Consider the following 26,436-nt stretch of genomic DNA (forward strand, 5'->3'; position numbering starts at 1 on the left):
GTATTGATCATAGTATATTCCTTATGTGATGGGAAGTAAAATGCTCTTAATGGTTGATATAGTTTGGCTTATCTTGATTTTGAAGAGAGATATGTAATACAAGATTCTCATTTATGGATGCGAAGAATACCTGATTTAATTTTACCTGCATTTTCGAGAGTTCCTCTCTTAACCATGCCTCATCTTTGTTTAAATGTTCAAGAGTGGTTGTATCTATTTTTCCCTCCATAATAACAGGTAAACTAATTTGATGGTCTACCTCAGTAAGATCTAAATCCTTTTTGACCACTGGCGCTTCACCAGCATATTTAAATAATGAAAGTCGCCCATTTGCTTCAATGATTCCGAGTTGAACTATGGATAAGTCAAATACTTCTTTCTCCTAAGCATCTGTAAAATATTATCGATGGAGTAATTAATTTTTCTTAAATTATTTACAATTAGCTCCCCATTTTCTATGACAATAGTAGGTTCAAAGGTAAGTGCCTTTCCTATTCTCCGATATTTAATTACGGTGGCTGTCACAATCCTTTGTAGGATCGCAAGTGCAATTACTGCTGCTGCAGTAGGGATTTGTTTTATTGTTGGGTCGGCAATATCCGCTCCGACTATAGCTCCAAGTGTTATGATGACTAAAAAATCAAATACAGGAAGTTCTCCGATTGATCTCTTCCCCATAAACAATGTGGCCATTAATAGGAGCGGTAAAATAGTAAAGATTCTACCGTAAACTAATAAAATGTCCTTTAGTACTTCCACATCCATCTCCCTCTCTTGCATAAAGCTCCCCTTTAGCGTAACCATTAAAGAACGCTACTATTTCAAATAAAAATGAAAAACCTGTCTCCATTTACTTTGGAAACAGGTTCTCGCGTAAGATTTATGTTAATTCAATTTGTTTTGTCTCTCTACCAAAGAACGCTAATACAACCACTCCCACAACGATACTAATACAGAATATCGTAAAAATAAAGCCGATAGAATAGCCTGCTGCAACTAGTGATCCAACCAATAATGGACCAAGGATACCACCCACACGACCGATCGAAGCGGCCATCCCAGAGCCTGTCCCACGAATCACAGCTGGATACTGTTCTGGGGTATATGCATATAATGCTCCCCATGCACCGAGGTTAAAGAACGATAATAGAATCCCCGCTGTCATTAAGATGGCAGTCGTCTCAGCATTACCGAACACTAGTGCCGAAGCTGCAGTTCCTAATAAATAGGTGACTAATACAAATTTGCGTCCTAGTTTTTCAATTAACCATGCCGCTGTATAGTAACCTGGAAGTTGAGCTAACGTCATGATAAGCACATATTCAAAGCTCTTAATCATGCTAAAACCCTTCATGACCATCACACTTGGTAACCATAAGAACATACCGTAATAAGAGAATACAACAGTAAACCAAACAACCCATAATACAAAGGTAGAACGTGAGTGATCTTTTGACCATACGTCTTGGATATTTTGAATCACCGTTCTTTTTTCTACCTTCTTTTTTGAAAATGCTGGTGAATCCGGTAAGTTTACTCGTAAATAAAGTGCGTAAAACGCTGGAATAGCACTAATAATCAAGGCAATTTTCCAACCATAGGATGGGATAATAAAGTACGAAATAAGTGCAGATAGAAGCCATCCAAATGCCCAAAAGCTCTCAAGGAGAACAACGACACGTCCACGATCTTTAGCTGGTACACTTTCAGAAACAAGTGTTGAGGCAACAGGTAATTCTCCTCCCAACCCCATTCCTACAAAGAATCGCAAAACGAGAAAAGCTGCTAAAGTGGTAGTAAAGGCTGAAGCTCCGCTCGCTAATGAAAATAATAGTAGAGTAATAATAAAAATATTCTTTCTTCCAATTCGATCTGCCCAAATACCAAAAACGAGAGCACCAACAGCCATCCCTATCGAGTTCACACTTCCAATCCAACCCATTTGTTCAGGAGTTAATCCCCAATCAGCATTTAGAGCTGCAATGATAAAAGAAAGCATACCAACATCCATCGCATCAAACATCCAACCAAGACCTGCGATGCTGAGTAATTTTTTTTGTGAAATTGCTTTATTTTCCATCTATGTAACCCTCCTCTTGTCTTGACATCTGTCATTACTAGATAACTATAGTCCTCGTAATAAAAAAAAACAAGTACATTTGATTACATATTGGATCATATTTTTATTATTTTTAACGATACTTACATTTCTATACGGTGAAGGTTTCAGGTATAGGGAGGCCAATTTCCCTTAATTTTTTTTCCCCTATTTACATTAACGCTACGTAAAGGTTTATATTGATTTTATCAGGAGGTGAAGCATATGGAATACACGGTTCAAAAACTCGGACAATTGGCTGGAATTAGTACGAGAACATTACGGTATTACGACCAAATCGGTCTTCTGCAACCAAGCAGGGTGAATTCTAATGGATATCGAATTTATGGGCAATCGGAGGTGAATCGCCTTCAGCAGATCCTATTTTATAAAGAGCTTGGAGTTAGCTTGGATATGATTAAAGAAATACTCTCCTCCTCTACGTTTGACGCAGAAACAGCGCTTAGAGAACATCGTTTAAAGCTAATTGAAAAGAAGCAACAAATTGAAACGTTAATTTGTAATGTGGAAAAGACTATTGCAGAATCTGAAGGGAGAATGACCATGTCAAATAAAGAGAAGTTTGAAGGATTTAAACAGAACTTACTTGCTGAAAATGAAAAGAAATACGGAAAAGAGATTCGTGAAAAGTATGGAAAAGAAACGGTAGAACAATCCAATGCCAAGTTAATGAACCTGTCTGAGGAGGACTATAAAAAGGTGACAACTTTAGAGCAACAAATAAGAGATGTTTTGGCTCAGGCTTTTACAAGTGGTGATCCCGCAGGTCCGCTTGCACAACAAGCAGCCGAGCTTCATAAGGAATGGCTTTGCTATTTTTGGCCATCGTACAGTAAAGAAGCACATGCTGGTCTTGCCCAAATGTACGTCGATGATGAAAGATTCACTGCCTACTACGATAAGGACCAACCTGGAACGACAGAGTTTTTACGTGATGCGATAGCCATTTATACAAAATAAGAGGAGGAGCGACTTGCCCCTCCTTTTTTTACAGCATGGACTTACCTTTCTATTAATAATTCAATCAACCAGCAATCACGAAACTCTCCTTCATGGAATTCATGCTTCGGAAGCAATTTTACTTTTTCAAATCCACATTTTTCGTAACATCTTATTGCCCTTTTATTACTAGCCTGTGGGTCCATTATGATTCTTGCAGCGCTCTTTTGCGTTGCTAAGTAATTAACCATTGTATGAATAAGAAGGGTTCCTATTCCTTTATTCCAGTAATCCGTTTCTCCAATAAATTGATCCATACCAAACGTCTTTACTTTCTCGTCTTCTACTGTATACGTTTGAATATATCCTATGGGCTTTTCTTCTAATGTAAAAATATATCGCGATAACCCTTCCTCTTCCAGAAAAAAAGTTTCCATTACTTTCTCTATTGTAAAAGGTTGATCTCTACCTTCGTAGTATTCTAGTACCGAAGGGTTTGAAAGCCATTTTGCTAAATGATTTGCATCTTCTTTCCTGAGCGATCGAATCGTTAGTTCAGCGTTTTTAATCTCCATCTTTTCCCCTCCCCCTTTAATCCACATATTACCATAACAAAAAACCAAATCTGACTTAAAAGATTTGGTTTTTGTTTTCTTACTTATTCTTTTTTGAAACTTGAGCTGGCTTCGGCAAATCGCTTTCAGTTACTCCAGTTAATGTCGTACGATTCATTTTGCTTGTGTCTTTACCAGCACCAGGTAATGTATTTGCCATTGGTAATTGCTCTAGTTCTTTTCCACTTGGCAAGTTTAACACCTCCCTCGTCATTATTAACATGCTCCTATTCTCTTCGGATACACAGTAAATGGAAATAATATTATCTGAAATTATATTAAAATTTATGAAAAAAGAATTAGCAACTGTCAGGCTGATTTTAAAGGTCGTATCCAAACTCAATAATGGTATAGAACATGCGATATCCAAGGGATTGGTATAGTGAAATCGCCTTTCGATTGTCTCCAAACACTCCTAATGTTGCTTCCGTTTTCCCTTTTTCCTTTAAAAAAGTTAATGCTTCAGTAATCAATGCCTTTGCTATCCCCATTCGTCTCCAATTAGGTAAAACAAAGATATTTTCAGTCGCACTTCTCTTTTCTCCGAGTCCCCATGTCATAACACTACCCACTACGTTTTGTCCATCAAATGCAGTAAATGTAGCCCATTCTGCCCCAGACTTTGTCCATTGAAGATGATTCAAGCTCCAACAAATCCCGTTCGGATCTCCAGCAGCCTCTGCACGCAAATAACTTTCCTGCTCTTCTTGAGATTCCATTTTCCAATTCATTACCCTAATATTTGCTGGTAGAGGATATGAAGGGATTGGTTCAGTTAAATCTCTTTTCATCACCAAATGATTTTCTTTCGCTATAAATCCTTTTGATAAATAAAAATCCATCTCCTCAAAATCATCAGAAGATATCGTATGTCTAAGGGTAATTTTTTTATTAGGGTATTGGCTTCGAATCATTTTAGCTCTAATCATAACTGCATCCATTAGCTCATTCACTGCCTCTTTTGGGACTGTTGTATTCTCATTTATCGCTAAGTCCATCTGTAGCTTAAATTCAAAGTCCAAAGATTTGTTCGGATCTTCGATTAAACCCCAAGACTGATCAGGTGCAATATGTGCGGAAGCGAAAACTTCTCCCTCTTCACTAACAGCACAGAAAATATTATCTGAAGTATAGTCCCCATTGTACCGATAAGCTAACATGGAAATAAAATCAAACTTGGCGATTTGATTGGCATCCTGTTCCTCAAAATTTCTAATTAAATAGGGCTTCTTCAATCTCTCCATATGTACATCCTTTCATCCCCCATCTTTATTTAGAATTATTCTCCATAACTAGGATAATTCCTCTATTTGACAATCTAACACCAAGTGTCCACCCGAGACGGACAAATTTCCCACTTTTGTCCACGGAGGGTGTCTGTCACCACATTCTTCTATAAATAAAAAAGGGCCCTCTTTGAAATAAGTAGTTCAGATAATGTGGAGAAAATCTAAAATAACAATGAATTTTTGGTATTAAAAACAGCATAATTCGTTCTGTAATTAGCACAAGTTTTAACACAAAAAACGCTTGGATTTACCAAGCGTTTTTTCATTGTTATTTCCTTATCTAAACTTCCTATTATTGAATGACGATATTTCCTACATATTGGGCAGTTCCTTTATCAGTAGGTAGGTCTAAAACAATCATAAACTCGCCTTTATCTTTCGGTAAGTTGAAATAAGGACCTGCATTATCCATTTCTAAATCTATTTTGTTTTCATTTTGCCAAAGCGAAATTTTCACATTTTTCTCGTCAAAATATCCATCTTGAAGGGAAAACTGAACTTTCTGCCCAGAATTAAAGTGCATTTTATTTTGCTTTTTTGCTAATGAAAGAATATCCTTCGTTTCCTTGTTGTATTTTTCATCAAAAGTCCAATTTATGTTTGCTTCTGCTAATTTTTCTTCTTGAGTAATATCCTCTGGATTTGTAAGTGAAGCAGTAGGGGGAGAAAAATCATATTCTTCTCCAATACATCCTGTTAATGAAACAACAAAAAACAATCCAAAAAGAAAGATACAAAATCTTTTCAAATAATTTCACCTCCATATATTTTTGCGTATTGTCAAAACTTTTATATTAAATAGGCTATAAAATACCTTGATAGAGGGCTTTTTGAGCAAAAAAATTGCCACCCCCTGAATTTTAGGAAATAGTGAGGTTACCACACCAAACACCAACCTAAAAAGGAAGTGACAAGTTGTACCCTCAAATTATAACCTATTTATTAACTTTTATTAAGTACCAAGAACAAATCATTCGAACATTGCTTACCCTACTTATCGGAAAAAACATGTTTGAAAAACCAACAGAGCAACCTGTGAATAAACCCTATCGAAAACTCCAGGTAGATGATCTTCCGATAATCGAACCACTGGAAAAACTTGATTACAAAACTCTTTTGAAGGAGTATTTCAACGAACACGGTAAGTCACTAAAACCTGTTCAAAGGCGATCTAATTCCAAGACTGTTGTACCTAAATCAATGAATTGTCCTAAGTGTGGTGCTCCGTCGGACTATCTTTATGCCAATAACGGAGATAAAGGTCAATTTCAGTGTAAGGTGTGTTCGTGTCTTTTCAGTGATAAAAATCGTTTTTCAAAAGAGGCCATTTTAAAGTGTCCTCATTGTTCAAAATCACTCGATAAAATTAAGGATAGAAAAGACTTTTTCGTCTACAAATGCAAAAACAACAACTGTTCTTTTTACCAAAGAAACCTTAAAGCGATGTCCTCCAAAGAGAAGACACGATTTAAGAAAGATCCTCAAGCATTTAAAATAAGATATATCTTTCGGCAGTTTCATATTGATTTTCTACCTTTGGCCAAGCAAACGCCTGAACTACCAGCAGTAGATTTGTCTAGGATTTATGCTTCACCACATACATTAGGTTTGATATTAACCTACCATGTTAACTACGGCCTTTCGGCCCGTAGGACAGCTGCCATTATGCAGGATGTTCATGGTGTGGCTATTTCCCACCAAACGATATTGAACTACGAAAATAGCGTGGCTCTTATGCTTAAGCCATATGTGGATTACTATCCGTATGAGCTTTCCGACCAATTCTGTGGTGACGAAACTTATATTCGAGTCGGTGGACGCTGGCATTATTTATTTTTCTTTTTTGATGCGGTTAAAAAGATCATTCTTTCCTATCCGGTGTCTCCTAATCGAGATACAGCGTCAGCCATTCGTGCGATAGATGAAGTGTTAGTAAAGATGAAGGAGATCCCGAAAGACCTAACTTTCGTAGTAGATGGAAATCCAATCTACCTACTAGCTCAACACTTTTTCGCACAACATGACATTTCGTTTGATGTGAAGCAAGTAATCGGGCTTACAAATGATGACCCAGTTTCAACTGAATATAGACCTTTAAAACAGGTAATCGAGAGACTGAATCGAACATTTAAAGGCAATTATCGCTCCACTCATGGCTTTGGCTCGCAACAAGGGTCGGTTTCTTTTGTCACCTTATTTGTGGCTTACTTTAACTTTTTAAGGCCGCACGCCACCTTGGAAGGTAAGGTACCTGTCGTGAACCCAGAATTATCAGGGCTTCCGACAATGCCAGCACGTTGGACAAAACTGATTGAGTTAGCACAAAACTGGATTATCGAGCAGCAAACCGCCTAACTTTTTGTTTAGCTGAGCCCCTTGGGCTATTCAGTAATCGGCGAAGCGAACTCTTGACAAACCGAATGGAGAAAAAGGTTAAAATTGGTAATGGTCAAGGGTTATTTGTCATGCCTACTTTTGTTCCCATCGCCCTTGATACTTTTATCGCAACCTTTTTCGACTGTTTGTCAAGAGCGATTGCGGGGCCTCACGTCCCCCCAATGGAAGTGATCTAATACTTTACATAGTTTTCATAGAACTTTTGACACTACCGTCGCCCATTTCTATATTTGAAATCGTTGGCTATGCTAGAGCTCATTGGGTCCCGATTATCATTTGTTCAAATAAAAATTTTATGAATATTCACCCTCAATGCCCTTCTCTAGAAGACTTGAATATAGATAGAGAAGAAGATCCGTCACAAATCGACGAACGCTCAATGAAATTACTCTCAAAAATTAAATCAGAAGCTATAAAACTAGCAAAAATACCCCAACAAATTCATGAAGAGTCTTTTCATAAAGGTGAAGCTTACATGCTTGAAAGAATAGAGTCGAATGGTACACTATTTAGCTATTTTAGCTCTACCTTTTTTATGATTTACTCCCTATTAGCACTCGGATACAAAAAAGATCATCACCTTATTAAAAATGCCATTGAGGGGATGAAATCTTTTCTCTTTGAAGAGAAAGACCTCTATTATATTGAAAACTCACCATCTACGGTTTGGGATACTGCACTAATTAGCAGTGCCTTGCATATCGCAGGTGTAAAGGATTCGGATACAATGATAGCAAGCTCCACTCAATATTTATTAAATCACCAACATACTACCTTTGGTGATTGGGTGATAAATTGTCCAGACACTCCACCGGGTGGTTGGGGTTTTTCTCCAATCAACACGATGGTCCCAGATATAGATGATACGACCGCTGCCTTACGTGCCCTTGCGCCTTCCACTATTGCAAAAAAAACTCCTTCAACCGCTTGGAAAAAAGGAGTAAACTGGGTAATTTCCATGCAGAACAAGGACGGAGGGTGGGCTGCTTTTGAAAAAAATATCACAAACAAGTGGCTCTCTTTTATCCCTTTCCGATACCAGGATCGAGTTCTTTTTGACCCATCCACTGCTGATTTGACTGGTAGGACACTTCATTTTCTAGGAGAATACACGAATATTGATAGAAATTCGGCCACAATTAAAAAAGGAATACATTGGCTAAAGAAGCATCAACTTGAGGATGGCTCATGGTATGGTCGTTGGGGAATTTGCTATATTTATGGTACTTGGGCAGCCGTTACCGGATTATTAGCTTGCGGAGTTAATCGGTCCGATCCTTCCATCGAACGAGCGATCAATTGGTTGAATTCCATTCAAAACAATAATGGCGGATGGGGTGAATCATGCTCAAGTGACATGAAAATGAAATATACGCCGCTTTATGCTAGTACCCCTTCACAAACCGCTTGGGCTCTTGACGCACTGATACATTATTATGATAAACCAACAAAAGAAATAGAGCTTGGAATGGAATTTCTCTTATCATCATTTGAAAAAACAAATTGGACGATTGAGTATCCAACAGGGGCCGGTTTGCCTGGTGGTTTTTATATTCATTATCATAGTTATAACTACATTTGGCCTCTTGTTACAATTAGTAATTATCAACGAAAATATTTATAGAATTCAGTGAATAAGATCATTTATGCATAACAAATTTTTTACTGTGGAAAATACCTCCTAGGTAGTCTTTCTAGGAGGTATTTGAATGGACAATTTTATCAGGCATAAGTTACTCCAAAATCATAACGGAGCATATGAACTCATTCTTTACTTGGACGATACTTTAACTGAGTTTTCACAGGAACTTGGCACAAAGTCATCCATCCGCACTGATATTATGAAGCAAGCAACTCTTTTAATAAAAAATCGTTATCCTTCGATCAGAATTACAGTTGTCAAGGTTGTGTTAGGTGGTTTCGTAATGAGCACCTTGCCAATAGCAGCTGATCGCGCCTTTGCTAATACTTCTATTGAGCAGACAAATTCTAACTTCTTTTACTCCGTTTCTCCTGGTGATACATTGTGGGGATTAAGCAAAAAATTTGGGACCTCTGTGGATCTTATTAAAAGTGCGAATAAGCTATCCTCTGACACATTAACGATCGGACAAAAGCTTGTTATTCCAAAAGCGATCCATACGGTCCAAGCTGGAGATACATTATATAGTTTATCGAAAAAATACAATATAACAGTTGATAGCATAAAAGAAGCCAATCAAATGTCATCCACAACACTATCCATAAATCAAAAACTAATTATTCCAGCTATTCTTGAAATAGCACAAACTCCTACTATTTCGGAAACCACAGCCAAACCTACCACTGTCACCCACACGGTTGTTGCTGGAGATACACTTTATAGCCTAGCTAAAAAATATCATACTACAGTGGATACACTAAAAAAGAATAATCAGCTATCAAGCGACGTATTAAGTTTGGGACAAGTATTAACGATTCCTTCAACACAATCGGAAGCTCCAACTTCAGGACCGATCTCATCTACCCCATCGCTCCCTGACACATATACAGTTGTAAGTGGGGATAATCTGTATTCTATCGCACTAAAGTTTGGATTAACAGTTGATGAACTAAGATCTCGTAACCAATTAGTTAGTGATGTATTACGAATTGGTCAAGTATTACGGATTAGTGATAAAGCAACTTCCACTCCGATCAGCACAGTTAGCTTTACCACGCATAAAATTCAAGCTGGTGATTCGATTTGGAGTCTAAGTATAAAATACGGAATTCCACAGGCAGAACTTTTACAAGCGAATGGGTTAACCACCTCAAGTATGCTCTCGATTGGTCAAGAGTTGCGAATCCCCGTTCATAATATACCTGTAAAAGAGACCGTCAGTCCGAGTCATGGTGAGTTATTAAATTGGTGGACGGAAGCTCAATATGTATTTACAATTGGCAAAGTAGCAAAGGTAACAGATGTTGCTACAGGCAAATCATTTAATATAAAACGGACGATTGGCGCTAATCACGCAGATAGTGAGACGATTACAGTAACCGATTCAAATACCGCAAAAAACATTTGGGGAGGCTATTCCTGGACTCCACGAGCTGTCATTGTTGAGGTAGACGGAAGAAAACTGGCCGCAAGTATGAGCTTTTACCCACATGAACGAGAATACATTATGGACAACGGAATTACGGGTCACTTTGATGTGTACTTTTCAGGTAGTACAAGACATGTGGATGGCAAACCTGATTCTTCCCACCAAGTCCAAGTCGAAAAGGCTGCTGGAGTGAGATAAATAAAGAAACAAGGAGCTATTATTTAGCTCCTTGTTTTTCTCTCATGATTATAGGATGTCTAATCTAGCAACTAGAGCTAGTAGAACTTGTAGAAGCACTTGTACGTTAACAGCTAAATCTGTGTCAGTAGTCGTTACTTTTACGCCACGAGAGTTTTCGATATACGTTTGTTGACGATTGACTTGCTTATTGATTAATTTTTGCGTTAATTCTTGTGTTAATACTTCAGCTTGTTCGCTACTAGCGATTGAGATGCTAATCACTAGTTGAATAGCAGCTTGAAGAGCTACTTGAAGATTGATGGCTGCTTGCGTGTCAGTAGTGATTACTTCCACATCACAAGAATCTTTAATTACGATTGACTCGTAGGATGCTTGCACGCTTTTAGTTGTTTGATCAGCTTCCTGTGTTTCATCACCTGAGCAGAAATCCCAAGGATGTGCGCAATTAGGATCTAATGCATTAAATTTTTGAGGTGCGTCGTATGCGTAGCCGCCTCTATTGTCAGCAAGAACTGGGGCTTCGCCTTTCCATACTCTTGAACCCATATATGATTTCCTCCTTAATGGTTTTAGTTATTACACTATTGGTATATGTAAGTTTGACCCGGTCTGTCAGGGCAAAAGACTATATTTATAGAAAAATGGACTATAGACTAGTTATTTTTTTAGGTATTAAACTAGAAAAAGTGGTTGCTTGTCACAACCACTTTTACCCTTTACTTTTTTGTAATATTCGTTAGAGACTCCACGTTTTGCTTAAGTCCTTCAATTAAACTTTTTAATTCTGCTCTATCTTCATCTGAAAGCTGTGGCTTTGTATTAAGATTTATGCCATGTCTTTTTAACGTAGCATTAATTAATAAATCCATACTTTGTTTGGAAATTTTTTCAAATTCTTCTTTATTACTCATCTTAATCCCTCCTACCTTTTTAATATAGGTTATGTCACGATACTTCTTGATGTGTTAAGGGTATATGACCAATTTTCAATAAAAAATAAAAACCATAGGAAATTATCCTATGGTAGAGCAGGTGGGCATGTATAAGAGTTTTACTTAAACCAGCCCTTTTCTTTCGATTGTGTTATGGCTTCAATTCTGTTCGTAACCTCAAGTTTCTCCAAAATGGCTGATATGTAATTTCGAACCGTTCCTGTTTTAATGTTTAACTGCTCAGCGATTTCCTTCGTATTCCTTCCTTCCGCAACAAGCTCAAGAACCTCGCGCTCTCTTTCCGTTAGAGGATTTTCCTCAGTATAAAGATCATCCATTAGTTCAGGTGCATAAATTCGCTTGCCTTCTACAATATTTCTAATTGAACTTGCCAATTCTTCACTTGGACTATCCTTTAAGAGATACCCTCTTACTCCCGCTTTTAGTGCTCGCTGGAAATAGCCTGAACGTGCAAAGGTAGTTAGAATAATTACTTTACAGTTTCCACCCTTTAGCTCTTCAGCCGCTTCAAGCCCTGTCTTTTCAGGCATTTCAATATCCATGATACATATATCAGGTTGTAATTGTTTCACAAGGGAAACCGCTTCGTTTCCATTATTCGCCTTGCCGATTACTTCCATATCATCCTCTAGACTTAATAGAGATCCTAAGGCTCCTAACAGCATACGCTGGTCCTCTGCTATAACGATTTTAATCATACTGAATTTTCCTCCTTTGCGACCTGTACAAGAGGCACCTTCATAATTAGCTTGGTTCCACCATCACCGATGATTTTGAGACTTCCATTAACAAAATCAAGACGTTCTCTCATCCCCACTAATCCATGCCCAGATGATTCGCTTTGTTTTTGCCAAATACCAATTCCATCGTCTTGAACGATGATCGTTAGGTCTTTTGATGATTGTTTTATCGTCAGCTGAACGACATTCGCCTGACTATGCTTCACAACATTCGTTATTGCTTCCTTAATACACATACTTAAAATATTTTCAAGAAAAAGCGATATATTAGTAACTGTTTTTCCTTGGCTAAAGATAAACTCAATATCTGCCGCTTTCAATATTTGTCTAACGAGTACAATTTCTTCGTCGAGCCGAATCCCTCTCATTTGTGATACTAATTGTCGCACCTCGTTTAATGCGGTTCTTGCCGTTTGCTGTACATCCTTTAACTCATCCTTGGCCTGTTCAGGATCCTTCGCGATCAATCTTCGAGCTAAGTCACTTTTTAAGCCAATGAGAGAAAGTTTTTGTCCCAATGTATCATGTAAATCTCGAGCAATCCGTTGCCTTTCCTCTTGTTTCACCAATTCGGCAATCCGCTTGTTCGCATCCTCCAACTTTTCTTCAAGCACCTCTTGCTTCTTACGATTATATATATTAAAAGGTAATAAAATAACACTTATCCAGATGATAATGACAAATGGTAGCTGTCTTATAAACTGAGGATCTTGTAAAACCACATTGTAATTGATTGCAAACGTGGTTGCGACAAGATGAATGACGTATAAAGTCATAAATGCAACACGTTTTTTAATATTACCGTTGTAATAAGCTATGTAAAAAGCAAAGTACACAAACGAAAAAAGAATAGCCATAGTAATAGAAATACTGATTAATATCATCGTCCATAAGTAGACAGGCCATCGTTTTGATAAAAACGCAAATCGTAAGGTAATGAAAAATATAACAGTCAGTATGATTCCTGCAACAATTTCAGGAGTGGATGATGATTGAAAGATAAAATAAAAAGGGAGTATGCTGATAACGCTCCAAATATATGGCGATATTCCCCAATTTCTTTTTGATATTGGTTTTTTAAACACGAATCAAACCTCATTTTCTTACCAGCTTTTTCTATATAGTATCATATCTTTACGAAATGAAAAGAAGGTTGCCTATAATTAGCAACCTTTGTAAGCGAACTCTAGATTATGTTGCGGCATTTGATGAGTTATTACGCTTTTGCATAGCGTTTACACCCATGATAACAGCTATTAATTCTGGTGAAGTTAACGTATTAGAGAGATTGTCTAATTCGTAAGCGGCAGATGAAAAGATGCCACTTACTTTTTTAAATGTCGCAATCACTGTTTCGTCTGACTCTCGTTTGATCACATAGTCCTTTGAAAACAATTCAGAGTCGATGAAAAACGTGTCCCGATCATATGCCTCATACAAATATTTTTTTGAGAAGAAAGCAAATTTCTCCTTTAACTTTCCTAACTCAGTACCTTCTTGATCTAATATTCTCCAATGGATACTTAGCATCGGGAATTTTCCACTCACTAAAACTTCATGTTTTCCATTCAAAATATCTACAGACGAAGAAAACATACTTTTAAGATCAATCTCTCCAATCTTTTCTTCCTCTTCCGTTAAAATATCTGTCTTCCCTGTAGAAAAGAATGAATCGGAAAAATACAGTTTCTTTTGGTTCACCAGAACTCCCCCTTACTGCTTTTAACTTATCTTATATACGGGGCAATGTTTAAAAAGATTCAGATCATTAATATTAGCAATAGTAAAAACTGACCGGTTAGATGTGCGTTGTGATACGGAGATATTTCGGCAGGCAGGTCCGAGTCACCATCCTCCGCTCCAACTAAATGGGATAAAATTTAATTTAGTTCTCCTTACTAATACCTTGAATCTGAAGGCATTAAATCTAATTTTTGTTCCCTCATTCCACTAATTTCTGGAATCTGAAGGCACTAAATCTAATTTTTTCCCTCATTCTACTAATTTTTGGAATCCGAAGGCACTAAATCTAATTTTTGTTCCCTCATTCTACTAATTTCTGGAATTCTAAGGTCCTAAACTTCAATTCAGCTCCCCCATTCCAACCTATCTCCAAATATTGATATTAAAGAAAACAGACAAAAGGTCCCAAGAGCTCATGCTCCCGAGACCTTTTACTAAGTCTGTAATGAGTGGTGACTATTTACTAGCTAAAACAGCTATAAATTCTCTCATATAGTCAGGTAAATCTGGTGGACGGCGACTAGAGATTATATGTCCATCCACGATAACTGGAACATCCACCCACTCAGCTCCCGCATTGATCATATCATCTTTAATTCCCGGAGTACTTGTTACCTTTCGGCCTGATAAGATTTTTGCAGAGATTAATACCCATCCTGCGTGACAGATTTGGCCAATCGGTTTTTCTGCCTGATCCATAGAACGAACCATGCTGAGAATCGATTCAAATCTTCTTAATAAATCCGGTGACCATCCACCTGGAACAAGAATGGCATCGTAATCGTCTGGGTTAATATCTGCAAAGGCCCGATCTGATTTAATAGGAACTCCATATTTCCCGATATACGTTTCTCCAGCTTTTTCTCCTACAATATCAACGATGGCCCCTTCTTCACGAAGTCGCAAAACAGGATACCATAATTCTAAGTCCTCGAAGTCATTGCTAACCAACTGGATGATTTTTTTCCCTTCTAACTTCAATTTCCTCACTCCTTATATCCATTTACTTCTCTGGAATCTCACAAGAATCATCTGTACAAACTCCCGCCTCATCTGAAGACAGATTTTGAAGCGGGCTAATAGCGTTCTCCTCTTCCCAAACCTTTTCTAACGCATTTTTAAATGTTTCCAAAGGCTGTGCTCCGGAAATACCATATTTATTATTCACAACAAAGAATGGTACGCCTGTTATTTTGTACTGCTGTGCCATCGTTTCATCGATACGAACATCATTCGCATAAAGAGTGTTATCGTCTAATACTTTCATTACTTCCACTCTTCCAATACCCACACTTTCAGCAATTTCTACTAATACGTCTTTTTTAGATAACTGTTTGTTCTCCGTAAAATAAGCATACAAAAGCTTTTCAGTCAGTTCCTTTTCTTTTCCTACCGTCTGAGCATACTTAGCTAAACGGTGAGCATCAAAGGTATTACTTGGCATCATATCGTCAAAGCGAAATTGTAAGCCGACAGAAGCTGCTTGCTTCGCCATGTTTTCATTTGCTCGTTTCGCTTCTTCCACATTCATTCCATATTTCTTAGCCAATGCCTCATGAATTTTCATAGTTGGATCTAACGGCGAGTTAGGATCCAATTCGAATGCTTTAAACTCTACCTCTACTTGGTCTTTATGTTGAAATTGATTAATCGCTTCCTCTAATCTTCTTTTTCCAATATAACAAAATGGACAAACGAAATCTGACCATACTTCAATCTTCATAGAAACCCCACCTACAACATAATTTACTTGCATATGAACCATAGTTTGCAACAAGAAACCGTAATTAAACGCTCTTGTGATTCGTTAATTGTACCCCTCCCACATTTCGCTGTAAATCATTCTGCTCACATGAAAAAATCCCACCATAGTGGGATTCAAAATTTATGAAAACAAGCTCTTCAAACTATCAATAAACGACTTAAAGAAATTAGCTATGGTGTCCAAAAACCCTTTATTTTCACTAATTGCATTCTCAATACGATTTTGGATATCCTTTGATAGATCTTCTAGCTGTGATTGAACATTATCAAAATTAATATTGAGATTACGCATTTTTTCAAAAAGGTCAATTAGTAGCTGGCGATCTTCTGCAGTTAATTGAACATTTAAGGTTTGGAGCTTCTCGTCAATCAATTGCTCCAATTCTTCCTTTGTTGCTGGTTTTTGTTCGGCAATTTCTTTTTTTATTTCTGTTAGCAGCTCACTTACCTTATCTTCATCGAGCCCTTCTTTTTTTGCTAGATCTGTAGCTAGCGTTAGTTCTTCATTCGCTACTTCCGTACGTTCTTGATTCAACTCTGTCCCTTTACCCTCGTCGTATGCTTTATAAATACCAACTAGAGCAGAGTGTCCACTTACCTTAACAGGTGATGCTACATCTACAATTGCGTCCTCAATTCCCGCAGTTAATAGAGCATTGGCATACATTTCACTCGTTACTTCTGTAATGTTTTCTGGTGTAACTTGGTTAATAACCAGGCCTTCTCCTTTATCCTTACGTGTAATCTTTGCGGAGGAGTACATATTTGAGTTTTTATCTCCATCAATATAATAAACAAGGTCTTCCCCTGTTACAGTAATTTCTGTTACTTTACTAGTATCTTTTATCTCAAGCAGGTCTCTTACCTCTGCTTTCTGACTGTCGGACAAGGCTTCACCATATACAACAATCGGAAGACCAAATTTTTCATTAATACTTTCCTCATCATTTGAATCAGTTGAGGCATAAACCATTTGATTTGAACTGACCACTACAAAAGCTAGGGCAACCATACAAATCCATTTTAACAGCTTCATTTTATTTCCTCCTAAGTGGGTAAGCATGTACTCTCTATCCTATGTTCTTGACTAATTAATATTTCATTAAATTAAATCGTTTGAACAAATGAAAAGATAAATGAGTATACCAATTGGTAAGCCTCCGCAACGGTCATATCCTCACGAAAACCTGGAAGTGTATGTAGGGAAAAATTGATATTCCAAATGCCTTCTTGCGCGTCAAACATTAAGTCTACAGGTTCTTCAGGATCTTCTGAGTGTTCCGTAAAATAGTCTCTAAGCTTTGAGGAATACTTCTTTTGAATTTTTAGACCGAGCATCACATCGTATGTTTTAAATAAGTCGTCAACTTCAAAGGAAATCGCATCGATTCCAATTAACGTAAACCATTTCGATTCCATATAAAGAAACTCATTCATATGTTCCTTAAAATACGTAATCGGCTCATTTAAGAAGTTCGCATTTTCCTCTCCCAGAAATTCTTCTGTTTCCTTATTTGAGCGTTCCATATATGCATCGTGAAATCTAGATTTCCCATCAATTTTGACAACTTCCGTATCAGAGTTGGTTAGTCCATTGTTTATGACAAAATCGTATTCCTCTGGATACAATTCAACTTTGCTTTGATTTTTAATTAAATTCTGTAATGATTCTTTTAACATGAGAGAATCCTCCTAAAGTAATTGCTATATTCAGTTTTTACAAACTCACTTCAATACATACCGGGCAGTGGTCACTTCCCATGACATCGCAATGAATCTGTGAGTCTATTAAATTCGGAGCAATCCTATTTGATAAAATGAAATAATCAATACGCCATCCGATGTTCCTTTCTCGGACCTTACTCATATATGACCACCAAGTATACGTATCTTTTTGTTCTGGATATAAATAGCGGAAGGAGTCCACAAAGCCAGAGCTTAGTAGGTTGGACATCTTACCTCTTTCTTCTATCGTAAAACCAGAGTTTCCGATATTGCTCTTTGGATTTTTTAAATCAATCTCTTCATGGGCCACATTTAAATCCCCACAATAGATAACCGGTTTTTTCTTATCTAGATGAGTTAAGTAGTCAGATAATTCATCTTCCCATTGCAAACGGAGGGGCAATCTAGCTAAATCACGTTGTGAATTTGGTGTATACACATTTACTACGTAGAAATTTTCATACTCAAGGGTAATAATTCGCCCTTCTGACTGCGATTCATGTTCACCCACACCATATGAAACAGAGAGTGGTTTATGTTTTGTGAAGATAGCTGTGCCTGAGTAACCTTTTTTTTCTGCATAATTCCAAAATTGATAATAACCGTCTAACTGTAAATCAATTTGACCTTCTTGCAGCTTCGTTTCTTGTAACGAAAAGAAATCTGCATTCATTTCATTAAAATAGTCTAAAAAGCCTTTTTTAACACAAGCTCTTAAACCATTCACATTCCAAGATATAAACTTCATCTATTTTTCTCCTCTATTTAAATCTGAGGCTCATTTTACTATAATTTAAATCGTCTGTCCAAAATGAAAAAAGGATGCACGTTTCTGCATCCTTATTTTTAGTTTTGTAAAAATCCCAGAATTTCCTGTTTTTTCTCTTTATATACTTGCCGACCTAATTCAATAAGCCAGTCAATTGTCTCTACTTGGTCAAAAGGAACTTCCTTACCTAAATCCGTATTTAATCGTAAGTAGTTATCTCCAAGTAAATGTTGACACTGATATGAGATGGATTCCGATGATAAATGGAGGGCAAGGTCCAAAAGCTTTGGTGTAAAGGTCATCGTATGTAACCGGAAAGGCATCCAATGCTTTATGCCCCATAAATGAGATTTTTTAGAATTAAAATTGATTTTTTGTTGACCAAGTCCAATTGACAATATTTTTATTTGTCCCATTTCTAATTCGTAATGGTTTATGGCTTCCGTAATACATACGAGTGACGGATTGTTGGCCCAGAGACCTCCATCAATGGTAATGACTTCATTATTAATATTGTTAGGTGGAAAGTAGATAGGAGCAGAACATGAGGATAATACAGCATCCCAAAGCTTAATATGATCATTTTCGCCTTTCTCATGAACAGCATAATGCGAACGATGAACATATGGTTTCCCTTCCGTTACATTGACTGCAGGAATTAAAAGTGGAATTCCTACTTCAGCAAGAGATTTCTCCTTGAATGCTTTTTGTATAAAGCGGCGTAGATCTCGATCACTATAAATACTGCGAAACAAGCCTATTCTTGCTTTCCGTTTGAAAATTCTTCTTCCATAGTGGCGGTACCCTTCGAGGAGTTCATCCATTTCCCTTTTTACAGCAATGGAAGCAGCTATGATTGAGCCTGTACTTGTACCCGCAACAAGGTCAATGGAATCTCGAATGCTCATTCCTATATCCTTTTCTAATTCCTGAAGAATAGCAACTGCAAATACCCCTCGAATTCCTCCACCATCAATACATAACATCTTCATGTTTTCACCTTTCCTCCATTCTTCTTAACTTCCCCAAACAAAAAAAAAACAACCAATTACATGATTGTTTTTCATTAAATATTAATTTTTTTTAGTTGCTTCAAAAACAGACACAACAGGTGGAGCCGCAAGATAGGTTGAGCTTACCTTCCCCCAGTCTTTATAGTGCGGAGTTTCATTATGAAACTTAATCGCATCCATGTCTTTCCATTCCTCTAATACGACAAATGTATTAGTATCAGTGGTTAACTCATATAGTTCATAACGAATATTTCCCTCTTCCGCTTGCGAACCCTCAACCAACGGCTTAACCACTTCCAAAAATTCTTCACGTTTTTCTGACTTTATTTTTAAATGTGCATGAATAATATTCATCAAGAATGCCTCCTTTTTCAACTTCTTTTATTTTAGCAAAATTTCGGTTAAATTGGGAATAATAGTTATGAGGTGATGCATGATGAAAATAAAAACTCTAGTTATTGGTTTCGTATTTTTCCTTCTAGCTCCACTTGCTAGTTTTGCCGAGCAAAAACCAGTTGAGATTTTTGATATCGAAGAAGGAAAAGTCGTCCAGGAGAGTCCGGCAACTTCTGATATTCAAAAGGAAACAGAAAAGATCATTAAAAGTATTTCAGGCGTGTACACAAATCTTGATCCACTCCCCAAAAAAGGTGTAATGGTCAAGATACCTCTAGATCCACCCGTCACGGTTAAAAATGAATGGTTCAATGATTTTGTCAATGAGGCTGTTCTTATTTTCTCATATGAGGAGGAAGAGCCATATATCCTCATTTGGGATGATGAAAACCATCCTCACTTTTACACGATTAAAGCCTCAACAGAAAAGTTAATGAAGTTATTAAAGTTTCAACCCAAAGAAAAGGAATAGAACCTAGGGCTCCTTCCCTAGGTTCTTTATTGATTCGCTAATATTGCTATCATTCGGTCTTCTACTTTTTTTGCTTTTTCTTCATCCATCACATTATTTATTAGAATAGAAAATATCATGTTGCCCTTTGATTTCGTTTTTACATAACCGGATATGGAGCTTACTGTCGTTAATGTTCCGGTTTTTGCCACAACATTCCCTACTAAAGGTTCTTGATTCATCCGATACCGTAATGTTCCACCTACCAGTTTTTCCTTTGCTCCAGCTACTGGCAAGGCACCATAATAGCTTGGAAACCAGCTCTTTGTTTGTATAGAGAACAACAGCTTCGTGAGTTCATTCGGTTGTACTAAATTCACATGAGAAATCCCTGAACCATCTCTTATCACTTGGTTGGTAAAGTCCATTCCATATGGGGTTAGCTTCTCATTCATAACAGCTAATCCTGCTTCAAAACTACCCGTTCCTTTTTTATACTTCCCCATTTCCTTCACCAATAGCTCACCGTGTCCATTATTGCTAAGCTTCATAAAAGGCACTAATAACTCTCTTAGTGAGATCGATTTGTGCTCGTCAATTAAACGCGCATTACTTGGTGTCACTCCTAGGCGGAATCCTTTATCCACTTGGATACCCACTTTTTTTAACTCCTCATCAAAAACATGTACAACATACTTACTAGCATCAAAAACCGCTATCCACTCACTTTCACTTGTAGCACCTTGAGGAATCTGACCAGAAATCGTGATCGTATTGGTAGAGTGATCTCTAGTGAACGTAAGATCCTCTTTACTATCTTTTGCGCTTGTTATTGCTTCATTTACAACCTGAACATATGTATTTTCTGGCCTCATCGTAAAGCTTACTTTTTCTCCTACCTTTTTTGCAGGCTTTACTTCTAGTGCTACTGTACCCGCATCATAATCCTGATCAGGCGATAAAGTTAATGCAGATATTTCTGCGCCATAATAGGCTTCTTCATCACTCCATGGCATATCAATGGAATAACGAATGTCATCATACCTTGTATCGTCTCCAAGGATCTGTCCACCAATACTTTTTATTCCGATCTCTTTGAGGCTTTGAGCAAAAGCTTGTAAATCAGATTGCTGTAGGGTAGGGTCCCCACCCCCCTGTATAATTACATCACCCTTTAGCACTCCTTTTTCAATCCTTCCATTTACAAAAAGTTTAGTAGAGAAGGTATAGTTTTCTCCCAGTACTTCTAAGGCACTAGCCGCTGTGATTAACTTTAAATTGGAAGCAGGCCGAAGTCTTGTTGATCCCAGATGATCATATATTACTTCACCTGTTTGTTGGTTTCTAATACTAACACCTACTATCGCTCCGGTTAATAGTGGCTCTTCATTAATAAATGAATCCAATTGCTGACTAAGAACAGAGCCTTGAGTATTTGCTTTTACATGAGGAGCAGTAGCAGTGAGAGCAGGTAAAACCCCTGTAAATAGTAGACTTAAGACGATCACTTTAATTTTATTCTGGTACAATATCTCTGCTCCTTTATGAATCGTTTCAGTCCTACTAATATATGTTACAGAAATTCAATCTATGTAAATCTACTCTATTTTTTTCATTACCATACGCTCCCATAGCCTCCATGGAAAACAGCTTTTTATGAACAAAGTAAACTTTACCCCTTTCCCAATTGGGTACCTTAGCTTAGTCGAGGATTGTTGAGAGATTTCTGTAATGAGTTTAGCCACCTCTAATGGGTCGCCATATGAGGCTTCACCTTTTTCATGATGTAACGATAGTTTTTCCATATAAGAAAAGTAGGGTGAATGTGACTGCAGTGATTTATCTGTTATCTGCTTTCCAGACGACCAAATACTCGTCTGAAAAGAACCGGGTTCTACTAACACCACATCAATACCAAAAGGACCTACCTCGAGCCTTAAGCTCTCGCTCCAGCCCTCTAATGCATGCTTGCTAGCTACATAGGGTGATAACCCAGGAAAACCAACTCTTCCACTAATGCTGCTAACATTAATAATTTTCCCGTTCCTCTGATCTCGCATATAAGGAAGACATAATTGTGTGACAGAAATTGCTCCGAACACATTCGTTTCAAACTGCTGTCGATACTCATTGATCGGTATCTCTTCAGAAAACCCAGCGCCAGCATAACCTGCATTATTGACCAACACATCTACTCGTCCAAGCTCTCTAAGTTTCTCTTTAAATACTAGTAAAGAATGATCATTTGTTACATCCAAAGAAAAGACCTCTACAAGTTTTGCAACCTTTGCTTCTCCTACCCTCTCTAGTAAAGCAAACCTTTTATCTACATTCCTCATTGTCGCAACTACATAATAATTCTGCTTAGCTAGCTCAATACTTGTTAGCATGCCAAAACCACTTGATGCACCTGTAACAATGGCTATTTTTTTACCGATCATAAATGTCCCCCATTCCCTTTATATCGCTTATTTTAACAAAAAAAGCCAAGGACCCCTTCATAGGAACCTTGACCATTTTTATCCTAAATATTTATAGAAAAAGAAAGATGACAACTTCCTCGAGTATAAGCCATATACTTTTCTAAGAGCATGCGAAAGTAGGTGGCGGTTTGTCTCACAATCAAAAGGACATATTTCTGTTTCAAAACCTTCAAGAAAATCACATGTCATTTGAAGATATATTTGAAAGAATAATTACGTTTATGCAGCTTCACCCCAGTGGAAACTACCGACTAATGGTTGGAACAGACTCTCAGGTTCATCATAATCGTACCCTTTTTATTAGTGGAGTTGTTATTCAAAACATCGGTAAAGGTGCCTGGGCCTGTATTCGAAAGGTTGTAGAACCTAGGGAAATGAAACAGCTCCATGAGCGGATTTCCTATGAAACGACTCTTACCGAAAGAATTGTCTCCCTTTTTACCGAAGCGCATAAAAATCGTCTTATCGATATCGTTCTCCCCCATATATACCATGGTGCCTCATTTACAATGGAAGGACATATTGATATCGGTTCAGGACAGCGAAACAAAACCCGTGAATACGTAGAAGAAATGGTCACAAGAATCGAATCCATGGGTTTTGAACCTAAGATCAAACCTGACTCCTTTGTTGCCTCCAGCTACGCGAATCGTTATACAAAATAATCACTATGACCGTTTATAGCGTGCTGCATGGCATTGGTCACAAATTGGAAAATCATAATTCCAGGGCAAATGACGTCCACAACTACGGCATCTTTTTGCAAAAGAACCAACATCTGTTTGAAGCTTTTCATGGACCTCGTCACTCAACTCATCCCTTACTCTTTCCCAATAAATTGCCTCCGTTCTCCGATCTAAGCGATATAAAAACAATAAATGTAATCCTAATTTCTTATACGATAACTCGAGGTCCTCCAAAGTTCGCTTTTTAATAATTGGCTCTGGCAGGTCTTCGTTATTAATGATTGCAAAAATGGTCTCATACCATTGCTGAATTAAAGCTTGCTCCCTTGAAGCAAACGGAAGATGTAAAAATCCATATAAATCCTGTAAAGAAAGACGTGCTTCAATTTCAGTTCCCTTTACGATTTCGTAAAGCTCCCGCTCTTCAGCTAAGCTTGCCTTTTCCGTCCCCCTTGGATTTTTAAAGCGATCCCATAATTCAAAAAATGTACCAAGGTCACGATAATACGTTTGAAACCTTTCTAACACACCGCTTGTAGGTGCAATCGCAAAAGTATGAACAGGTTCATCTTCTTGTTCTAGTTTCCTTCTCATAAGCCGGATATCCTTAGTAAATGCCACTTTACCAACATCATAAATACCTTTTCTGCCTGCCCTCCCTGCAATTTGCTTAATTTCCTGTGAAGTTAAAAGCCTTCTTCTTGTGCCATCAAATTTCTCATTTTCTAAAAATACAATTCGACGTATTGGTAAATTAAGACCCATCCCAATTGCATCCGTTGATACGATGACCTTTGACTTTCCTTCAATGAACTGTTGAATTTGTTTCTTTCTTGTCTCAGGAGGCATGCTACCATAAATCACACTGACTGAATGACGATCATTTTGAAGTCTTGATGCCGTTTCTAACACTCTTCGTCGAGAAAAACAAATTAATGCATCTCCCTTTCGTACATGTTTGATGGAAAATTCATTACCCTCCACCTCAAGTGGGATGTCTCGTTTATATTCATGAATTTCCGTTTTTGATTCTCCTAGTAATTGCAAAATCATATTTTTTGAATTTCTGCTGCCTATGATATGAACTTCCCGAGCCCTTGCCTTCGTAATCGCCTTAAACCATGAAAATCCTCTATCCTTATCAGTAATCATTTGAGCTTCATCAATGACAATACAATCATATCGATCTTTTTCATGGAACATTTCAACGGTTGAAGCAATGTGGCTTGCTCCTGGAGTCAATTTCTCTTCTTCTCCTGTTTTTAATGAACAAGGTATGCCTTCCGCATTTAATTTATCGTAAACCTCAAGTGCAAGAAGTCTAAGTGGTCCAAGGTAGAGTCCGCTTGTTGCTCTTTTCATTCTTTCAAGAGCATGATGTGTTTTACCTGTATTTGTTTCTCCTACATGGATGACATATTCAACATTTGGATCATAGATCACTCCATATTCCCTACCAAATATATCGTCCATCATCCGTTCTTCTTCTTCAATCTTTCTTTGTCGTTCAGCCTCCTCTTCGGCTTTCCGTTTCTCTCTTTCTGCTTTTTGTTCTTCATATAATTTGCTATGAAAATCAAGATCATAAGGTGTATCCACTGCTTGTAACAAGTGATCAATATATTCATTTTCTAATTCAGAAACCATTTTAGAAAATAGAGACTCAAGCTCTTCTTCCACAAGCTCCTTCATCTTTGATTTCGAAAGTGCTTGCCCGGTTAACTGGATATAATCATTTTTCGTTTCATCATCAAGATTAGTCATTACTTTTGATGGAGCAAGAGATATAAGATTTTTCCAAACAAAGGCACTGTATAAGTCTCCGTAGGTTTCATATTCATAATAAAACCTGCCATCATAATTTGTTTTCTGGATATCCCCTGTTAGCTCATCTAAAAAATAAGAAAGGGACTGTTCATGAAGCTCATCAAAGTTGCCTTCTATTTCAAGCTTCTCTTCAAGCGCATATGTATCGAGCCTTTTATATCTAGGCTTAGATTGAAGGTCTGCTTTCATTTGTAAACCAATTAAATATCTTATATACAAATAAATACTTTGATAGCCGCTTAAAAATACATCCGAAGCCTTTTCCTTTATCGCTTCTAGAACTGATTCCTTTTTTATTAATTTCTGAGTCACTTCTTCTCTTTTTTGTACTTGCTCCATCGTATGATTGTACAAATCATCCCATTTTTCGTATTCCTGAGCGTACGTCTCCTCTAGCCAGTCTGTTACTTTAAATGGTTCATAATCTCTGACCTCTGTTCGGAACAGGTGGTCAATCATTTTTCTAGCCATTCCCTCTGTTTCAATCCCACGGTCCTGTAAAAAATCTCTCTTATCTACTCGGGGAACCTGGTTAGACACTCTTGTAAGCCAAACATTTACCCATATTTGATCCAAATAATGACCTCTTGCACGTAAATACTCCTCAAAGGTAGGCCTCTCTTCCTGTTGCTCAAAAAATGACTCAATATCTTGATGGATCTTCATTTTTGTATGTACAATACTTTCATCATGTATTTTTTGTAATAGCATTTTTCACCCTCCAAATAACCGACTAATCAATTAACCATACCATTAATTCATATTGTTTTAAATCCTATGGCTTTTTATCCTGTTATTGACCTTTGCTTCCTTTCAAAAAAGATGCTATGATTATGTTGCTCCCTCCGAACATTCGCTTGTTGCGGGACACTTAACCATGTACGGACGGAGGGAGTTGGTGTCTGCTTTGCAGGCACCATTTTTAATAACAAAAGGGGCGAATTTCTGTGAGTGTACATAAAGCATTATCTGATCATGCGAAAAAATTAAACGCTATTTTAACCCATTACGCAAATCTTGACCGGGAACGGGAATTCTACATAGAGGAAGCATTATCTCTTTTCGAAAGAGGCCTTCCCTTCACTACCGACAACATTAACTCTATTACAATTGAAATGAACAAACTTTCTAAAAAAATTGAAAATCTTCCACCTCGAAAACTTGTAACCAAGGAAATGGTTGAAGAATATGCAAATAGACGAAAATAAGTGAAGCAGAAGGCCGTGACCTTCTGCTTTTTGTTTTAAAAAATTGCA

28 protein-coding genes and 1 pseudogene are annotated in these 26,436 nt (G+C 37.4%); 8 read left to right on the forward strand and 21 right to left on the reverse strand.

The genetic code is table 11. The features are described from left to right. Positions 1-46 precede the first annotated feature (46 nt). Positions 47-759, reverse strand: a pseudogene (locus MKX65_RS27120) (DUF421 domain-containing protein). 121 nt (positions 760-880) lie between these two features. Continuing rightward, a complete protein-coding gene (locus MKX65_RS13740) occupies positions 881-2,080 on the reverse strand; it encodes an MFS transporter (protein WP_340904049.1) in 1,200 nt (399 codons plus the stop codon). A gap of 243 nt (positions 2,081-2,323) precedes the next feature. On the opposite strand from MKX65_RS13740, the gene MKX65_RS13745 reads away from it, so the two are divergent. Beyond that, positions 2,324-3,079: a MerR family transcriptional regulator gene (locus MKX65_RS13745; RefSeq protein WP_340904051.1), complete on the forward strand. Its 756-nt coding sequence runs from the start codon at positions 2,324-2,326 to the stop codon at positions 3,077-3,079. Between the two features lie 41 nt (positions 3,080-3,120). On the opposite strand, the gene MKX65_RS13750 is transcribed toward MKX65_RS13745, so the two are convergent. From MKX65_RS13750 to MKX65_RS13765, 4 genes are all read right to left on the reverse strand, one after another. After that, positions 3,121-3,633 carry a GNAT family N-acetyltransferase gene (locus MKX65_RS13750; RefSeq protein ID WP_340904053.1) on the reverse strand — a complete coding sequence of 171 codons (513 nt, stop codon included), beginning with the start codon at positions 3,631-3,633 and terminating at the stop codon, positions 3,121-3,123. A gap of 79 nt (positions 3,634-3,712) precedes the next feature. Continuing rightward, positions 3,713-3,865 (reverse strand): hypothetical protein, encoded by a 153-nt coding sequence (locus MKX65_RS13755; RefSeq protein ID WP_340904054.1) that lies wholly within the window; start codon positions 3,863-3,865, stop codon positions 3,713-3,715. A 127-nt stretch (positions 3,866-3,992) separates the two neighbouring features. Then, a complete protein-coding gene (locus MKX65_RS13760; protein WP_340904055.1) occupies positions 3,993-4,916 on the reverse strand; it encodes a GNAT family N-acetyltransferase in 924 nt (307 codons plus the stop codon). A gap of 337 nt (positions 4,917-5,253) precedes the next feature. Further along, entirely contained in the window at positions 5,254-5,709 is a 456-nt protein-coding gene (locus MKX65_RS13765) for a hypothetical protein (RefSeq protein WP_340904056.1), read from the reverse strand. Positions 5,710-5,876: 167 nt separating this feature from the next. On the opposite strand from MKX65_RS13765, the gene MKX65_RS13770 reads away from it, so the two are divergent. From MKX65_RS13770 to MKX65_RS13785, 4 genes are all read left to right on the forward strand, one after another. Then, positions 5,877-7,316, forward strand: coding sequence for a DDE-type integrase/transposase/recombinase (locus MKX65_RS13770; RefSeq protein WP_160549950.1), 1,440 nt, complete (start codon positions 5,877-5,879; stop codon positions 7,314-7,316). Between the two features lie 53 nt (positions 7,317-7,369). Beyond that, entirely contained in the window at positions 7,370-7,534 is a 165-nt protein-coding gene (locus MKX65_RS13775; protein WP_340903365.1) for a hypothetical protein, read from the forward strand. Positions 7,535-7,560: 26 nt separating this feature from the next. Then, the gene (locus MKX65_RS13780) at positions 7,561-8,982 is read left to right on the forward strand and encodes a prenyltransferase/squalene oxidase repeat-containing protein (RefSeq protein WP_340904059.1); all 1,422 of its coding nucleotides are present in this window, start codon (positions 7,561-7,563) and stop codon (positions 8,980-8,982) included. Positions 8,983-9,067: 85 nt separating this feature from the next. Next, a complete protein-coding gene (locus MKX65_RS13785; RefSeq protein ID WP_160547086.1) occupies positions 9,068-10,627 on the forward strand; it encodes a LysM peptidoglycan-binding domain-containing protein in 1,560 nt (519 codons plus the stop codon). 48 nt (positions 10,628-10,675) lie between these two features. Here the strand turns inward: MKX65_RS13785 and MKX65_RS13790 are convergent, their stop codons facing one another. The 12 genes from MKX65_RS13790 to MKX65_RS13845 form a co-directional block, all read right to left on the reverse strand. Beyond that, positions 10,676-11,176, reverse strand: coding sequence for a spore coat protein (locus tag MKX65_RS13790; protein ID WP_160547085.1), 501 nt, complete (start codon positions 11,174-11,176; stop codon positions 10,676-10,678). A gap of 170 nt (positions 11,177-11,346) precedes the next feature. Continuing rightward, on the reverse strand, positions 11,347-11,541 hold the full coding sequence (locus tag MKX65_RS13795; RefSeq protein ID WP_119708635.1) for a hypothetical protein: 195 nt from the start codon (positions 11,539-11,541) through the stop codon (positions 11,347-11,349). Between the two features lie 140 nt (positions 11,542-11,681). Further along, the gene (locus tag MKX65_RS13800; protein ID WP_160547084.1) at positions 11,682-12,281 is read right to left on the reverse strand and encodes a response regulator; all 600 of its coding nucleotides are present in this window, start codon (positions 12,279-12,281) and stop codon (positions 11,682-11,684) included. Next, positions 12,278-13,408 carry a sensor histidine kinase gene (locus tag MKX65_RS13805; RefSeq protein WP_340904065.1) on the reverse strand — a complete coding sequence of 377 codons (1,131 nt, stop codon included), beginning with the start codon at positions 13,406-13,408 and terminating at the stop codon, positions 12,278-12,280. Before MKX65_RS13805 ends, MKX65_RS13800 begins: the two co-directional genes overlap by 4 nt. 106 nt (positions 13,409-13,514) lie before the next feature. Continuing rightward, on the reverse strand, positions 13,515-14,024 hold the full coding sequence (locus MKX65_RS13810; protein WP_340904067.1) for a hypothetical protein: 510 nt from the start codon (positions 14,022-14,024) through the stop codon (positions 13,515-13,517). Positions 14,025-14,522: 498 nt separating this feature from the next. After that, positions 14,523-15,047 carry a type 1 glutamine amidotransferase domain-containing protein gene (locus tag MKX65_RS13815; protein WP_160547083.1) on the reverse strand — a complete coding sequence of 175 codons (525 nt, stop codon included), beginning with the start codon at positions 15,045-15,047 and terminating at the stop codon, positions 14,523-14,525. A gap of 22 nt (positions 15,048-15,069) precedes the next feature. Further along, on the reverse strand, positions 15,070-15,789 hold the full coding sequence (locus MKX65_RS13820) for a DsbA family protein (protein WP_160547082.1): 720 nt from the start codon (positions 15,787-15,789) through the stop codon (positions 15,070-15,072). 162 nt (positions 15,790-15,951) lie between these two features. Further along, positions 15,952-16,866, reverse strand: coding sequence for a DUF1002 domain-containing protein (locus MKX65_RS13825; protein ID WP_160547081.1), 915 nt, complete (start codon positions 16,864-16,866; stop codon positions 15,952-15,954). A 71-nt stretch (positions 16,867-16,937) separates the two neighbouring features. Next, entirely contained in the window at positions 16,938-17,510 is a 573-nt protein-coding gene (locus MKX65_RS13830; RefSeq protein ID WP_160547080.1) for a branched-chain amino acid aminotransferase, read from the reverse strand. Positions 17,511-17,547: 37 nt separating this feature from the next. Next, complete coding sequence (locus MKX65_RS13835) at positions 17,548-18,303, reverse strand: exodeoxyribonuclease III (RefSeq protein ID WP_160547079.1); 756 nt, start codon at positions 18,301-18,303, stop codon at positions 17,548-17,550. 98 nt (positions 18,304-18,401) lie between these two features. Further along, entirely contained in the window at positions 18,402-19,316 is a 915-nt protein-coding gene (locus MKX65_RS13840) for a CBASS cGAMP-activated phospholipase (RefSeq protein WP_160547078.1), read from the reverse strand. Between the two features lie 81 nt (positions 19,317-19,397). Further along, positions 19,398-19,691, reverse strand: a complete 294-nt coding sequence (locus MKX65_RS13845; protein ID WP_160547077.1) for a putative quinol monooxygenase — start codon at positions 19,689-19,691, stop codon at positions 19,398-19,400. A gap of 79 nt (positions 19,692-19,770) precedes the next feature. On the opposite strand from MKX65_RS13845, the gene MKX65_RS13850 reads away from it, so the two are divergent. Beyond that, positions 19,771-20,205, forward strand: coding sequence for a hypothetical protein (locus MKX65_RS13850; protein WP_160547076.1), 435 nt, complete (start codon positions 19,771-19,773; stop codon positions 20,203-20,205). A gap of 26 nt (positions 20,206-20,231) precedes the next feature. Here the strand turns inward: MKX65_RS13850 and dacB are convergent, their stop codons facing one another. Together dacB and MKX65_RS13860 are read right to left on the reverse strand one after the other, a co-directional pair. Beyond that, complete coding sequence (gene dacB, locus MKX65_RS13855) at positions 20,232-21,713, reverse strand: D-alanyl-D-alanine carboxypeptidase/D-alanyl-D-alanine endopeptidase (RefSeq protein ID WP_160547075.1); 1,482 nt, start codon at positions 21,711-21,713, stop codon at positions 20,232-20,234. A gap of 69 nt (positions 21,714-21,782) precedes the next feature. After that, a complete protein-coding gene (locus MKX65_RS13860; protein ID WP_340906262.1) occupies positions 21,783-22,622 on the reverse strand; it encodes an oxidoreductase in 840 nt (279 codons plus the stop codon). Between the two features lie 227 nt (positions 22,623-22,849). Here MKX65_RS13860 and MKX65_RS13865 point away from each other — a divergent pair, with 227 nt between their 5' ends. Continuing rightward, positions 22,850-23,332 (forward strand): ribonuclease H-like YkuK family protein, encoded by a 483-nt coding sequence (locus tag MKX65_RS13865; protein WP_119710614.1) that lies wholly within the window; start codon positions 22,850-22,852, stop codon positions 23,330-23,332. A 3-nt stretch (positions 23,333-23,335) separates the two neighbouring features. Here MKX65_RS13865 and MKX65_RS13870 read toward each other — a convergent pair whose 3' ends face one another. Continuing rightward, complete coding sequence (locus MKX65_RS13870) at positions 23,336-25,891, reverse strand: helicase-related protein (RefSeq protein WP_340904074.1); 2,556 nt, start codon at positions 25,889-25,891, stop codon at positions 23,336-23,338. Between the two features lie 236 nt (positions 25,892-26,127). Between MKX65_RS13870 and MKX65_RS13875 the strand changes: the two genes are divergently transcribed. Continuing rightward, complete coding sequence (locus MKX65_RS13875; protein ID WP_340904075.1) at positions 26,128-26,388, forward strand: DUF2533 family protein; 261 nt, start codon at positions 26,128-26,130, stop codon at positions 26,386-26,388. Positions 26,389-26,436 lie beyond the last annotated feature (48 nt).

Source organism: Robertmurraya sp. FSL R5-0851, assembly GCF_038002965.1.
Taxonomy (GTDB): Bacteria; Bacillota; Bacilli; order Bacillales; family Cytobacillaceae; genus Robertmurraya_A; species Robertmurraya_A beringensis.